The sequence below is a fragment of the Agrobacterium bohemicum genome, from assembly GCF_002896715.1.
In the GTDB taxonomy this organism is placed as follows: Bacteria; Pseudomonadota; Alphaproteobacteria; order Rhizobiales; family Rhizobiaceae; genus Agrobacterium; species Agrobacterium bohemicum.
The window spans coordinates 1-14,291 of record NZ_PGEL01000016.1; the positions used below are offsets into that span (position 1 = coordinate 1).

11 protein-coding genes are annotated in these 14,291 nt (G+C 58.2%); 7 read left to right on the forward strand and 4 right to left on the reverse strand.

Annotated features, from left to right (window positions below; all coding sequences use genetic code 11):
* Nucleotides 1-1,484: 1,484 nt before the first annotated feature.
* Complete coding sequence (locus CUC55_RS01810; protein WP_067652796.1) at nt 1,485-1,910, forward strand: winged helix-turn-helix transcriptional regulator; 426 nt, start codon at nt 1,485-1,487, stop codon at nt 1,908-1,910.
* 134 nt (nt 1,911-2,044) lie between these two features.
* Here the strand turns inward: CUC55_RS01810 and CUC55_RS01815 are convergent, their stop codons facing one another.
* The gene (locus CUC55_RS01815) at nt 2,045-2,989 is read right to left on the reverse strand and encodes an aromatic alcohol reductase (RefSeq protein WP_103086805.1); all 945 of its coding nucleotides are present in this window, start codon (nt 2,987-2,989) and stop codon (nt 2,045-2,047) included.
* Nucleotides 2,990-3,287: 298 nt separating this feature from the next.
* Entirely contained in the window at nt 3,288-4,727 is a 1,440-nt protein-coding gene (locus CUC55_RS01820; protein ID WP_103086806.1) for an IS1182 family transposase, read from the reverse strand.
* Nucleotides 4,728-5,366: 639 nt separating this feature from the next.
* Between CUC55_RS01820 and CUC55_RS01825 the strand changes: the two genes are divergently transcribed.
* Genes CUC55_RS01825 through CUC55_RS01835 form a run of 3 tightly spaced genes read left to right on the forward strand, consistent with a single transcriptional unit; the run spans nt 5,367 to nt 10,823 of the window.
* Nucleotides 5,367-6,131: an ImuA family protein gene (locus tag CUC55_RS01825; RefSeq protein ID WP_103086807.1), complete on the forward strand. Its 765-nt coding sequence runs from the start codon at nt 5,367-5,369 to the stop codon at nt 6,129-6,131.
* Complete coding sequence (locus tag CUC55_RS01830; RefSeq protein ID WP_082760322.1) at nt 6,046-7,563, forward strand: Y-family DNA polymerase; 1,518 nt, start codon at nt 6,046-6,048, stop codon at nt 7,561-7,563. Before CUC55_RS01825 ends, CUC55_RS01830 begins: the two co-directional genes overlap by 86 nt.
* Nucleotides 7,563-10,823 carry an error-prone DNA polymerase gene (locus tag CUC55_RS01835; protein ID WP_103086808.1) on the forward strand — a complete coding sequence of 1,087 codons (3,261 nt, stop codon included), beginning with the start codon at nt 7,563-7,565 and terminating at the stop codon, nt 10,821-10,823. Before CUC55_RS01830 ends, CUC55_RS01835 begins: the two co-directional genes overlap by 1 nt.
* Before the next feature lie 108 nt (nt 10,824-10,931).
* Here the strand turns inward: CUC55_RS01835 and wrbA are convergent, their stop codons facing one another.
* On the reverse strand, nt 10,932-11,528 hold the full coding sequence (gene wrbA, locus CUC55_RS01840) for an NAD(P)H:quinone oxidoreductase type IV (RefSeq protein WP_067652483.1): 597 nt from the start codon (nt 11,526-11,528) through the stop codon (nt 10,932-10,934).
* Between the two features lie 310 nt (nt 11,529-11,838).
* Between wrbA and CUC55_RS01845 the strand changes: the two genes are divergently transcribed.
* Nucleotides 11,839-12,483: an SOS response-associated peptidase gene (locus CUC55_RS01845; protein ID WP_067652486.1), complete on the forward strand. Its 645-nt coding sequence runs from the start codon at nt 11,839-11,841 to the stop codon at nt 12,481-12,483.
* Between the two features lie 58 nt (nt 12,484-12,541).
* A complete protein-coding gene (locus tag CUC55_RS01850; protein ID WP_245304023.1) occupies nt 12,542-13,006 on the forward strand; it encodes a response regulator in 465 nt (154 codons plus the stop codon).
* Between the two features lie 36 nt (nt 13,007-13,042).
* Here the strand turns inward: CUC55_RS01850 and CUC55_RS01855 are convergent, their stop codons facing one another.
* Nucleotides 13,043-13,546, reverse strand: a complete 504-nt coding sequence (locus tag CUC55_RS01855; protein WP_067652488.1) for a PAS domain-containing protein — start codon at nt 13,544-13,546, stop codon at nt 13,043-13,045.
* A gap of 257 nt (nt 13,547-13,803) precedes the next feature.
* Here CUC55_RS01855 and CUC55_RS01860 point away from each other — a divergent pair, with 257 nt between their 5' ends.
* Nucleotides 13,804-14,013, forward strand: a complete 210-nt coding sequence (locus tag CUC55_RS01860; RefSeq protein WP_067652490.1) for a cold-shock protein — start codon at nt 13,804-13,806, stop codon at nt 14,011-14,013.
* Nucleotides 14,014-14,291: the final 278 nt, after the last annotated feature.

Genomic DNA, 14,291 nt, shown 5'->3' on the forward strand with positions numbered 1-14,291 from the left:
ACTACGCCATGCTGGACGAACCAGCCATGGCCGCATAACTTAAACGAAATGGCCTCCGGCAAACCCGGCGCGGTTCACTCGGCAACTTTGCGCCACACCGGACATTCCTCGAAGGGTCTCTGGTCGCCTCACAATCCCAACGGTGGCGGTACAAGAGGCAGTCGATTTTGCGACAGCCGTCACGCGCATTCGAAGATATCGCACACCTATTTCTAGACAGTAGTACGCCAGCGGCGGCTCAAACGACAGCAGCTTGGACGATCACACGATCCTTCTGGCGTTCCGTCACCAACAAGCGCAGGGCGCGTTGCGTTCGCAACGGTTCCGTGTTCTCGATAGTGCGGGCCAACATCAAATCTTCTCGGTTAGCCCACGCCCACAGACATATTAGCCGCTTGTCGGTGGCGATCCGCTGAAGAGCGTCCAAAGCGAGGCGATCTAAGGCTCGAATTCCCTCGTGCAGCAATGGTTCGTCGGTGGTATCGTCCAGAACATAGTAGTCACCCTCGTCGACGAGATGCCCATGGGTCGTGAGTCCGACCAGAACGCCCCGCGCTCGGGTTGAATTCGCTCGTCCGAGCCAAGCAAACAGCTCGAAGGGGTTGATCCTGAGCATTAGGAGCGCTTTGACGATGCGTACGGACACAAGGTTATCCATGTCTGTGTTCGACTTGCGCATTACACGCTCGAATGGCACGGGATCGCCGCCGTTGAACCAATTCATCGCGACGCTGCAGAACAAGGCGCGCAGAGCATCCTGCTCTTCTCGCGGCCAGCGCCAGAGCCCAAGTCGCATAGCGCCTTCCATTGGAAAGTAGTCATCGTCAAAGTTCAGGAATGTTAGTTCCAGCCCACGGGGCAGCCAATGCAGGAATGTGTCGCGGCCGNCGGAGCAGTTAGGATGCTCGAAGTAGATTTGCCCGAAGCTTTCGAGGGTGGCGCGACGCGGATCGCCCGCACTTCGTGTTCGTGCCTCGTCATCTACCGCGAAGCACTGGCGGCACCAATCCCATCGCGGACGATAGCCGGAGAAAGCCGCGTGGAGCTGAGAGAGACAGCTATCGACATCGGGAGGATTGAGGTCGAAGCGATACAGGGTTTGCTCGGCCTGATGGTCTGATTGGCGACGAGTTTTCTTCAACGAGAGGCTCCCTAAGGCAAAACGGTTTAAGCCATGAAGCGATGAAACATAGATTTGTCCTCTGGCAGCCCGCATTGTCCATATTCTGCAGATGATTGCTCAAAAGCGAGGTGATCGCAAGCGGCGCCGTCGCAGGCGAGCTGAACGCTTCCCACCATGTCCACTCTGGGCCAAGTGCTGTCTTCGCAGCTTTGCGCCAACAGCGGACGTCTTCAGCCATCGGTGACACCAACAACGCTGTCATTCTGTCAAATTCTATGAACCTTTCAAAACGCAGGAGAGGCAGGTGGAATGTCTTCTGAAGACTGGTATGACGAGGGCTGGGAGACCGGAGGCAAGAGTAATGACCAGAGAAGAGATGCTTACCTATTCTCAAGCGGTGTGCGATGGCCTTCGTGAGGACGAAGACGGTGTGCGCCGGGAGGTTCTTACACACGCGGGAAGCCGATGGTCGCTCGGCGTCATACATACCCTCGGTGTCTATGGCAGGCTTCGGCACGCAGATATCGGAAAACGAATGCACGGCGTCACGCAGCGAATGCTCACCCGAACGCTCCGCCAACTTGAAAGAGATGGTCTCGTCACTCGCCACGATCTCGTTGAGATGCCGCCTCGGGTTGAATACGAACTAACAGAACTAGGGATGGGTCTTCTCATCCGAATGGTTCCGCTGTGGACATGGGTCGTGGAGAATTCCGGCGAGTTTCTCAAGGCACGAGAGGATTACGATTCCTGCCCGCCAGAAAAACCTTCCTGGCAGACATTTTGACGAACAAGCGTTGCGTCGAAATGGAGGAAAGCACGCCCGCATTCTAGCGTATGCGGATCGCAGCGTGACTTGGGGGCATTCTCGGACCACGCTCCCAAGTCACTGTTTCCTGTCCATGATGGCTGCGGGCGATCTCACTTGCCGCAAAGATTCGTCTCGATCCAATCGGACACAGCCGTCACTTTGACGCCTTGGCTTACGTTGAACGTGTTAGCTTTGTCCCACGCCATGCCGCGCCCAATACCAAAGGCTGCTCGGTACTTCCGCATCATGTTCTNGGGGTCGTTTGCTAATTCCTCCATCAGAACCGGGACAGTCCATTCGGACCGGCTGAAGGGGCGGTTCAAACCTACTTCCAGTTTGTCTGCGAGTTCACCGTAGGTGATAGTATCCCCGGCAAGGAAGACGATCTCGTTGCTAATGGTCGGCTCGTAGAAGACGATTTCAGCGGTGAGAGCACCAATGTCGTCGGGTGTGGTCAGCGTGACAGCAGTGTCGTAGCTGCCGAGGGCGTTGACTGTGTGCGTCTGCAGATCAACGACGCCGAAATCCGGTTCGAAGAGATAGCTCATGAACATGCCGGTGGAGATGATGACCCACTCAGTCTTGCTCTGGGAGCGAAGGAGTTCCCGGACATCAAGCTGAGCGTCGAAAATGTCCTGCGGGCCGNCGCGTCCGATCGCTTCGAAATCGACGCCGAATTGCCAAGGGAAATAGCGTGGAATCCCGGATTGCAACGCCGCCTTGGCAAGCTTCATCGGTGTATTAATCCCAGCCGCATAGCCAGCGCAGCCGATGACGGTGTCGTACCTCGAGNAAAGAGACGCCAGTTCGTCGATTGAGCTCTTCACCAAATCACCTTCGACGATCTCGATACCAAGGTCTCCGATTTCAGCGATGTCGCGCTGCTTCGCCGGCACATCAGATACAACGGCACTTGCGCGCAGAAAAACGCTGATCTTCGCGCCCTCGACGTCCTTGGCGCGAAGAGCCAGGTTGCGCAGAACGGGCATGCCGAGTTCCCCGGCCCCCAGGACAAGAATGTTCCGAGACTTCACGGTGGAGGCTGTTGTGTTCATCGATTTGAATCCTTCAAAATCCTGTGTTGCCGCTATTTGGCAAGTCAGGCCAACGAAGAAAAGAAGGTACACGGATGATACTGCAGCGAATCAGAAGAACGGCAATGCCATAATCGGCTGTCCGCTTTGGGCCGAGGCTGTGTGAAAACACCAGCGCAACCCATGGGATTTCCTAATCGAGCTTGGTCTGGTGGAATTGGCTGGATTTTGTGTTTGTTGGGTGCTGTAAGGCGTCGGAGACAGGCCTGAAGGTTGGTGTGGCGGTTTTTGCGGCCCAAAATGGCGTTCAGTTGCCGCCTCAAGCGGCCATGGCTGTAATGAGCGCTCCTGCACCAATCATATTGATCATACGTTTGATGTTATAGGCCAATACGTGTAGCGCCATCTCCGTTCGGACGTTGTTCAGCCTGCGCATCTGGAAATGGGTTGATCCCATCCATGCTTTAATGGTTCCGAACGGATGCTCGACCGTGCATCGTCGGGCGCGCATGAGGTTCGGGTTCTTTTCCATCCGGGAATACATAGCGTCGATCAGATGCTCGTGTTCCCAGCGCGTGATCCGCCGTTCCTTGCCTGTTGTGCATTGTGCCTTGAGAGGGCATGACGGACAATCGGTGCGCCAGTAACGCCGAAGCATCAGACCCTTTTCCTCCGTTGTATACCTGTATGCCAAGGCCTTTCCGGCAGGGCAAACATATGTATCGGCGCTACCGTCGTAGACGAAGTCAGCCTTTACGAACATGCCNTTTTTGCGGTTGTTCGACGTCTCTGGCCTCGGCACTGTTGCAGTGATCCCGGCCTCATGGCAGCTAAGCAGTTCTGCTCCATTGAAGTAACCACGGTCGGCGATGGCATCGAGCTCATCGAGCTTCAATGTTTCCATTGCCGCTTTGGCCATGGGCCCCAGTTGCGATCTATCATTGCCGATATTAGTGACCTCGTGCGTGACGATGAGATGCGTCTCTACATCGACTGCCGTCTGCACGTTGTAGCCCACCACACCCGTGCCTTTGCCATGTGTCGCCATGGATCGAGCGTCTGGATCGGTCAGCGAAATCTGGCCGTCTGGTACATCCTTCAGCGTTTCTGCTATTCCTTCCAACCGACGGACTTCCTGTTGAACACGAGCGAGCTTCTCCTTCAGCCGTGTGACCTTGCGCAGCGTCGCCTCGGATTGCTCTAGCGTGTCGGCCCTTCCCATCTCCTCTAAATATCGCGAAGCGCTTGCTTCTAGGTGGCTGATCCGTAGTTCGATTTTGCCGGAAGTGAAATTGCGATCCCTATTGTTAACGGCTTTGAACTTGCTGCCATCAATCGCAACATTGCCACCACTCAACACACCGATCTGACGGCATAGTTCAACAAACCTGGCGCAGGCCTTACGGATTGGCGGACCATTGTCTCTGCGGAAATCGGCTATGGTTTTGTGATCCGGAACCAATCGCCCGGTCAGCCACATGGCCTCAACATTGCGCCCGGCTTCACGTTCAAGCCGTCGGCTTGAGGGGATGCGGTTCAGGTAGCCGTAGATGAAAAGCTTCAGCAACATCGAAGGGTGGTAACAGGGCCGTCCGGTTTGCGCAGGTGACATCCGGCAGAAACCCGCGCCGACCAGGTCCATGGCATCGACGAATGCATCGATCACTCGAACGGGGTGATCTTCGTCGATCCAATCCTCAAGGCGATCTGGAAAAAGCGTAGCCTGATCACGACTGATGCCTTCGATATAGCCTGACATTGCCACCTCCGATCGACGAAAATGATTCTACCTCNAAACCGGGNTTTTACACAGCCTCGGCCAACAGCAGACTTCATCCGCGTCTTTGCGCTCATTAACTTCATGGCATCAGAATCATCAATCTGGCTTTGAATGGGACCGCTGGCTATGGCGATCCGATGTCGCCTGTGACCTGTCAATCAATCGTTAGTCCGTGAGGTTTGGGGCGATATAAACCGAGCTCCGCAGTTGTCCACCCCGCCGACGCACATCCGATCGCAGGCACCCACGACAACGCGGCGCACGCGAGATACTGGTGCCGATGCCTTGAACCGCCGAACCGTCTTCTCTCGGTCTAGTTCGGTGTAAACCCCGCAGGCCCTGCATTCGACGGCGATGATCGGCCCCTTGATCGATCGTAATGTTGGTTCCTGATCCATGCTTCCCTTGGTTGTCTGAAAAAAGTCCAATCGGACCGGTCACTTAGCAACGCCTGTTAGAGTCCTGATTCATCTCGGNTTTCTCGTGATGACAAATGCACGTCATCTAAAATACCCGATTCTACCGACTTGACTCTGTCTATTGAACGGAACAGAAAGAGAACGTCAATCATTTTTGGGAATGAATTCCTGCCAAACTCGAGCCGAAGGAGGTCCGTGAATGAGAACGTATGCCCGGTCTCCAGGTCTCATCGACGACCTGCGCGAACAGATCGCCAAGCTCGAAGGCGGGTCCGCGAAAAAGGCGGAATGCCTACCGTTCGGAGTTCCCGAGATCGACGGCAAGCTTCCCGGCGGGGGACTGGCTTTCGGCGCGCTCCACGAGTTCGCTGGCGGCGGTGCGGGAACGGTGGACGGCGCGGCTGCCGCGCTGATGGTGGCCGGGATCGCCGCGAGGACAAAGGGGAAAATCCTCTGGTGCCTGAGCAGGCCCGACCTGTTCGCCCCGTCTATATCGCAGGCGGGCCTTCATCCCGACCGCGTCATCTACGTCNAGGCGGACAAGGAAGAGGATGTCCTGGCCTCCTTCGAAGAGGGTTTGAGCTTCGGCGGCCTCGGGGCGGTCGTGGGTGAAATCGTCCGGTTGCCGATGACCGCTTCGAGACGGCTTCAATTGGCCGCCGAGAAGTCGGGAACCATGGGTCTCGCTCTCAGACGGTGGAGACGGCAGACCGAAGCCAACGACTACGGCCAGCCGACCGCATCGGTGACGAGGTGGCGGATAAGCCAGTTGCCTTCGGAAGGCATCCCGGTTGCGGGCGTTGGGAGGCCGAGATGGCTGGCGGAGTTGATGAGATCGCGTGCGGGCGAGTGTGCAGAGTTTTGCGTTGGAGCATGTGATGGCAAGGGTCGTCTCTCTATATTTCCCCCGATGGCCTACGGATCGGATACGGAGGGCAGGGGCCGACGGCACACCGCCTCCTGACAAGCCGATGGTGGTGATATCCCGGTCAGGGTCCAGGCGGACCGTCTGCGCAGCCGATGATGCCGCGCGAAAGCTCGGTCTGCGCATCGGCATGCCCGCGAGCAAGGCCCAGGCGCTGGTCGCCGATCTCGCCATGTACGATGCAGACCCGGTCGGCGATCTGGCCGCGCTCGACAAGATGGCGCTCTGGATGCTCCGGCAATACAGCCCGGTCGTCGCCGTGGACGGCACGGACGGCATCGTCATCGACACGGAGGGTGCCGATCATCTTCAGGGTGGCGAAGAACTCATGGTGTCGGGGATGGTCAATCGCCTCCGTGGTGTCGGCGTGGTGACGCGAGCGGCCGTGGCGGACACGTGGGGCGCGGCGCACGCGATCGCCAGATGCACCTCAGCCGAATGGACGGTCGTTCCCGTGTCCGAGACGACGAAGGCCGTCCTGGGCCTTCCTATCGTCTGTTTGCGACTCGCACCCGAAACGGTGAACAGCCTGCGGGTTCTCGGGATCGAGACCGTCGGCCAATTGTCGGCCATGCCACGAGCGCCGTTGACCCTGCGCTTCGGCCCGGAGGTCGGGAGGCGGCTGGACCAATTGTTTGGTCGTGCGGCCGAGCCGATAGAACCCATACGGTCCCCCGAGATCGTGGAAGTACACCGCCCGTTCGCCGAGCCGATCGGGGCCGCTGAGACGATAGCGAAATACGTCGGCCGCCTTGTCGGGCAGCTTTGCTCCGAGCTGGAGACCCGCGGCCTCGGTGTCCGCCGTTGCGACCTGATCGTCCACCGCGTCGACAATACGATACAGGCGATCAGAGCTGGCCTCGCGAAACCCGTCCGTGACGACAAGAGACTGACGCGTCTGCTGACCGACAGGATCGAGAAGATCGATCCGGGCTTCGGTATCGAGAAGCTGTCGCTCGTCGCGACATGGGCGGAGCCTCTGGTCGAAAGGCAGCAGTCGTCGTCCCTGATCGAGGAGACGGTCGTCGACGTGACACCGCTGGTCGATATCCTCGGAAACCGCGGACACCGCATCTACAGGATGACCCCGGTCGCCGGCGATGTCCCCGAACGGAGCTTCCAGCGTATCGGTCCCATGTCGGAAGAGAAGGGCGTCGATTGGCCGTCGAACTGGCCGCGACCAAGCAGGCTCCTCGCGCGTCCCGAAGAGATCGAGGTCCTGGCGGTCCTCCCGGATAGCCCTCCAAGAACGATGACATGGCGTGGTAAGCGTCGTCGGATCGTGCGTGGTGACGGACCGGAGCGCGTCTTCGGGGAATGGTGGTTGCGGGATGCCGAGTTCCACGCCGTCCGGGATTACTACGTCGTCGAGGACGACAGCGGCGAGCGCTTCTGGGTCTACCGCGCAGGCGACGGCGTGGACACGACGACCGGGTCGCATCGCTGGTTCATACACGGGATATTCGGTTGATGAGATACATCGAACTCCAGACAACGACGCACTTCTCGTTTCTGCGCGGAGCGTCCAGCGCCGACGAGCTTTTCGCCGCCGCGGCGGAACTCGGTATCGAAGCGCTCGGTATCGTGGACAGGAATTCACTGTCGGGGATCGTGCGGGCATGGGAGGCATCGAAAGCGACGGGCGTGCGCCTGATCGTCGGATGCCGCCTGGATTTAACCGACGGCATGGCGATCCTGGTTTATCCGACAGACAGGGCTGCTTACGCCCGTCTTTGCCGTCTCCTGTCGCTGGGCAAGTCCCGTGGCGGCAAGGCGAAGTGTATTCTGGATTTCAGCGATGTCAGCCTTTACGCGGAGGGCATGATCGGCATCCTGATCCCAGACGAAGCCGACGAGACGTGTGCAATCCAGCTTCGCAGGATGTCGGAGCTTTTCGGAGCCCGGGCCTATGTCAGCCTGTGCCTCAGACGACGCCCGAACGACAAGCTCCGCATCTATAACCTCTCGAACATGGCCGTCAGACACCGCGTCCGCACGGTCGTCACGAATGACGCGCTTTTCCACGAGCCGGGCCGTCGGCAGCTACAGGACATCGTCACCTGCATCCGCCATAACAAAACGATCGACGACATCGGGTTCAACCGTGAACGCCACGCGGATCGTTATCTCAAGCACGCCAGGGAAATGCACCGACTGTTCGATGCTTATCCGGAGGCGCTCGCCCGCACGGTCGAAATCGCGAAGCGCTGCACGTTCTCCCTCAGCGAACTCGAGTACCAGTATCCGTCAGAGGCTATCATTCCCGGTCTGGGGGTTCAGGCCACCCTGGAGAAGTTTACCTGGGAGGGAGCGGCGGATCGTTATCCCGAGGGCGTGCCGGAAACCGTTGTGNAAACAATCCGGCACGAGCTCCAGCTCATCGAGACGATGAAGTACGCCCCGTATTTCCTGACCGTCTTCAATATCGTGCGTTTCGCGCGGTCCAAAGGCATCTTGTGCCAAGGCCGCGGTTCAGCGGCAAACTCCGCCGTCTGCTACGTCCTCGGGGTCACGAGCATTGACCCAGAGACCAACGACCTCCTGTTCGAACGGTTTGTTAGCCAGGAACGTGCCGAGCCGCCGGACATCGACGTCGATTTCGAGCACGAGCGGCGGGAAGAGGTCATCCAGTGGATTTACGACACCTACGGCCGCACCAAGGCTGCCCTGTGTTCGGCGGTCACGCGCTACCGCGCCAAGGGCGCACTCCGTGACGTAGGCAAGGCTCTGGGGTTGCCCGAGGACATGATCCGTCAGCTGTCGTCAGGGGTCTGGGGCTGGAGCAAGGAGGGGGTCTCCGAGAAGGAGGTCAAGGACAACAACCTGAACCTGAGTGATCGAAGACTCCGACTGGCGCTCGAACTCGCGCAGCAGCTCATGGGCGCGCCTCGACATCTGAGCCAGCACCCCGGTGGTTTCGTCCTGACGAACGACCGCCTGGACGAGCTGGTGCCGATCGAGCCGTCCGCCATGGACAATCGCCAGATCATCGAATGGGACAAAGACGACGTCGAAGCACTCAAGATGATGAAGGTCGACATTCTCGCGCTCGGCATGCTGACCTGCATGTCGAAGGCGTTTGCGCTCATTAGGGAACACAAGAACGACGTGATCGATCTCGCGAATATCAAGCAGGAAGACAATGCGACCTACGCGATGATCCGGAAAGCCGACACGCTCGGGACGTTCCAGGTCGAGTCCCGTGCACAGATGGCGATGTTGCCGAGACTCAAGCCGCGCACGTTTTACGACCTCGTCATCCAGGTCGCGATCGTGCGCCCGGGGCCGATCCAGGGAGACATGGTCCATCCGTATCTGCGTCGCCGCGAGGGCAGGGAGGCCGTCGATTACCCGACCCCGGAGCTGGAGGCGGTCCTCGGCAAAACCCTTGGCGTTCCGCNTTTCCAGGAAAGCGCGATGAGGGTGGCTATGGTCTGCGCGGGGTTTACTGCGGGCGAGGCCGACCAGCTCAGAAAGTCCATGGCGACCTTCAAGTTCACTGGCGGGGTCTCCCGGTTTAAGACCAAGCTCGTCGACGGAATGGTCCGCAACGGCTACACGCCCGAGTTCGCGGAAAAGACGTTTTCACAGTTGGAAGGGTTCGGTTCCTATGGCTTTCCCGAAAGCCATGCCGCGTCGTTCGCGCTCATCTCCTATGCCTCCTGCTATCTCAAATGCCATTTCCCCGACGTGTTCTGTGCCGCCCTTTTGAACTCTCAACCGATGGGTTTCTACGCACCCGCCCAGATCGTCGCGGATGCCCGCGCGCACGGTGTCGAAATCCGGCCTGTCTGTGTGAATGCCAGCCGATGGGACTGCACGATTGAGGCCATTCCCGGTACCGAGCGCCATGCGGTTCGACTTGGGATGCGGATGGTGAAGGGGCTGGCCATGCGCGATGCTGCCCGCATTGTCGTCGCTCGGGCGGACCAACCGTTCATCTCCGCCGACGATGTCTGGCGGCGGTCGGGAGTGCCGACGGAAGCCCTGCTACAGCTTGCCGAGGCGGATGCCTTCAGGCCGTCGCTGAAGCTTGAGCGACGGGATGCGCTCTGGGCGCTCAAGGCACTGCGCAACGACCCGCTGCCACTGTTTGCGGCGGCCGCCGAGCGTGAAGCCGAGACGGTCCCGGAAATGGTCGAACCGGAGGTTTCACTTGTCCCAATGGTCGAAGGCCGACAGGTGGTCGAGGATTACGGACACACGGGTCTGACGCTACGGGATCACCCGATGAGCTTCCTGCGAGAAGACCTGAGGCGGAAGAACATCGTCACCTGCGCGGAGGCGACGAGCCAGCACGACAGCAAGTGGCTCTGGACCGCGGGCATCGTGCTGGTACGCCAGAAGCCGGGCAGCGCGAAGGGGGTGATGTTCGCGACGATCGAGGACGAGACTGGAGTTGTGAACGTCGTGATCTGGCCGAGCCTGTTCGAACGCCAGCGGCGGGTCGTCCTGTCGGCTTCGATGTTGGGGGTGAACGGGAAGATTCAGCGGGAAGGCGATGTCGTCCATCTGGTCGCTCAACGTCTGTTTGACTTCTCCCGCGACCTCAGCAGCCTCGGTGAACGCGACACGGCGTTCCCGTTGCAACACGGGCGCGGCGACGAGTTTTCGAGGGGCGGCGGTCCTGATCCCAGAGGCAACCAGAAGCCTGCCGTTCCAGCGAGGGACATCTTCATACCGGACCTCCATATCGATACGTTGAAGGTGAAGGCGCGGAATTTCCTGTGAGCAAGGTCGGGACGGCTTCTAGATGGCGCTGAGAAGATAGCCAAGGTTTCGCCATGGCTATCCCCGTTCGTTTTCAGTCGGGCGGATTTTGTTGCCGCCCTATCGAGTTCAGGAAAGCTTCGCTGCGATTTTCGCGACGTGAGCGCCCTGGAATTTGGCAGCGTCTAGTTCGACCTGCGACGGCATGCGAGAACCGTCGCCGTCCGTAATCGTGGACGCTCCATATGGCGAGCCGCCCTTAACTTCCTCGACGCCCATTTGCCCCTGGAATGCGTAGGGAAGTCCCACGACCACCATGCCGTGGTGTAGGAGTGTTGGAATGAAGCCGAGGATAGTGGATTCCTGCCCGCCGTGCTGTGTGGCCGACGACGTAAACACCGATCCGACTTTGCCGACCAGCTTCCCCTGCGCCCACAGGCCACCTGTCTGGTCCCAGAAGTTGCGCATCTGGGAGGCAACGGTTCCAAAACGAGTCCCGCAACCGATTATGATTGCGTCGTACTCAGTCAGCTCATCGGCAGTAGCGATCGGGGCTTGCTGATCGAGCTTGAAGTGCGAAGACTTCGCGACGTCTTCAGGTACGAGTTCAGGAACCCGTTTAACGACAGCCTCGGAGCCTGCGGAACGCACACCCTCGGCGACGGCGTTTGCCATCGTTTCGATGTGACCATACGCGGAATAGTAGAGAACTAGGACCTTGGACATTTGATTTCCCTTCAAAAAGAATGGCTGTGCACTAATATGGATACAGATGTTTGTGGCTACTTCTAGCCACCTCAACGGAGACACATCGTTCAATTTACAAGCGCGCGAGGACGGTTTCTCTACAGGCGGCGGTCTCGCCCCCTAAGACAACCTGAAGAATTCGGCCCCAGCGAGAAACATGTCCATACCGCACCTGCACATCGACATGCTGAAGCTGAAGGCGCGGAACTTCCAGTGATGGAGAGCCTTAAGCTTCACGTTGCCGAGATGACATGCTTATGTAGCCCACGCTTAAATTCGGGAGATCACGATGTGCAACTTGTATACTGTCCGCACGTCAGCTGGCGAGGTTGCCGCCCATTTCCGCGCACCGAACACTTTGCAAACCAACGCGCCTGAGGATGTCTATCCTGGGACACCTGGGATGGTGGTGACGGGAAAAGATGGCCTGAGAGAGCTTCGCTCGATGACATGGGGATTTCCCTTGCGTCTTAAAACGATGAAGCCGGATGCNAAACCGAGGCCCGTGAACAATGTAGCGGACATGACAAAAGGGATGTGGATCGGCCTTGCCCGAAAGCCCGAATGGCGGTGCCTGATCCCCGTTACGCATTTCGCGGAGGCCGAAGGCGAAAAGGGCCGGATGACACGGACATGGTTTTCGCATCGGGACGACCCGATATTCGCGTGGGCAGGCATATGGCGCGTGAGTGACGAGTGGGGTCCCGTTTACAGCGGCGTGATGACCGACGCGAACGCTGCGATCCAGCCCGTCCATCATCGGATGCCAGTACTGCTTCAGAGCGACGAATATGAGCAGTGGCTCCACGGAAGCTTTGATGAAGCGCTTGCGATCCAGAAACGGACGTTTCCGCCTGAGCTGATCGTGGTGAACCGTACCGACGAACTGTGGGCGAGGAAAAAGGCGAGTTCGGAGAGTCCGACGCTTCTGTAGGCAGTATGTTCTGGGAGCTGGGAAACCTTCGGAAAAGTGATTTCATACAGGATTAGGGTTGTCATCCTCAGGCATATCAGGAACAAACCGCCGTCCCGTTGCTTTAGGGTTCATCGAAACCGCAGAATTCGAACAGCTCGTTAAACCCATCGCCCTTGTCGTAGATGACGAGCCGCTCATTCTGCTTGACACGGCGGATATGATTTCGGACGAGGGATACTCAGTAGTGGAAGCGTCCACGGCCGATCAGGCGTTTGCGTTCCTCGACAGACATTCATCGCTCCAGCTTCTTTTCACCGACGTTCAGATGCCCGGCGACCTGGACGGCTTCGGTCTGGCGCGCATTGTCGCGGAGCGCTGGCCGCACATCCGCGTCGTGATCGCGTCCGGGGCGATCGTTCCCGGTCCGGGCGACCTTTCGGGCAACGCGAAGTTCATAGGCAAACCGTTTACGGCAGAACTCGTCCATAAAACACTGTTAGAGCATGGNTTTAGCAAACAAGACCCTGATGCCTCCATTTAGCACATAGGCGGAAGCTTTAGAATTCCACTCTCTGGGTCACGTCTTTACGACAGTTTGGAGCGCAGATTTCAGGTAACGCTCCGTAAGTGCATTACCACTCTGCCGGGCGAGCGCGATGGCCGCGGAAATATGGCCTTCGATCCCTGCCTCTGTCTCGTGGATTTCCATGTCTTCGGTAGGAATCACAATCCCGGAGTACGTGACTGGCAAACCGTTTTCATCGCGCGAACAGGAACCGATGCTGACGAGGGACTTGTACTGTCCGCTAGGGCAACGAATACGATAAGACGTAACGGCNGGCGGTCCGCCCAGCAAGACACTATGGATGCGCTCGGCCAGGCGCGCGCGATCATCTTCGACGATCAGAGAAAGAATGAATTCCACCGCGACCCCTTGGACGAGGTCATCGTCACCTATCTCGTAAAACTCCCCGAACGTCTCGTCGGCGGTAATTATATTCTCAGGGATCGACCACGAGTAAAACGCCACTTTTCGCATCAAGCGGTTTAACAGCTTCGTTTCTTTAACATCTGTCTGCATACGGCCCCACGTCCCGGCACGTTTCCTTCACCCTGACAAAAGCTAGAATCTGCAAATCCGAAAAACAAGACACAAAGCTAAAAGTTGACGCCTTTATTCGTTTCCTCTAATGATTGCCTATCGATCTTTTGCTTGTTGAACTTCGGTTACCGCGCTTCCCCTGCGTCTCGACGAACTTTTCTTTCAAACTATCGTTATGCTTCTCGCGAGGCCTTCAGGCCTTGCGCACTGACAACGACGTATTGAAAGGGTTCATCATGGCCACAGGCACAGTAAAATGGTTTAACGCCACCAAGGGCTTCGGCTTCATCCAGCCTGACAACGGCGGCGAAGACGCCTTCGTCCATATCTCGGCGGTCGAACGCGCAGGAATGCGCGAAATCGTCGAAGGACAGAAGCTGAGCTACGAGCTCGAGCGTGACAAGAAGTCGGGCAAGATGTCGGCGACGAACCTTCAGTCCGCATGATTTTTGACTGCTTCCGCTTTGACCACGGACGTACTGGCATCGCAGGAGCAGCATTTTTGAAAGGCCGGACAATCGTCCGGCCTTTTTCAGTTTAAAATAACCTTTGGAGGGCCTCATGTCCCAGAGCAAATCTCGTGAACACGCCGAACTCGCCTTCAGCGATGTGCAATCCCAGTTTTTCGGCCGCGGAAATGCAGTCGAAGAGATCGACCACGTGACCAGATCGCGTGAGGNAAAAACCTCTCGCCTACGTGAAGCGCGGCTTGCAAAAGAGGAAG

Coding starts and splice junctions, on each gene's coding strand:
- CUC55_RS01810 (WP_067652796.1), top strand. CDS start 1,485: ATGACCAGAGAAGAGATGCTTACCTATTCTCAAGCGGTGTGCGATGGC.
- CUC55_RS01830 (WP_082760322.1), top strand. CDS start 6,046: ATGGCAAGGGTCGTCTCTCTATATTTCCCCCGATGGCCTACGGATCGG.
- wrbA (WP_067652483.1), bottom strand. CDS start 11,528: ATGTCCAAGGTCCTAGTTCTCTACTATTCCGCGTATGGTCACATCGAA.
- CUC55_RS01860 (WP_067652490.1), top strand. CDS start 13,804: ATGGCCACAGGCACAGTAAAATGGTTTAACGCCACCAAGGGCTTCGGC.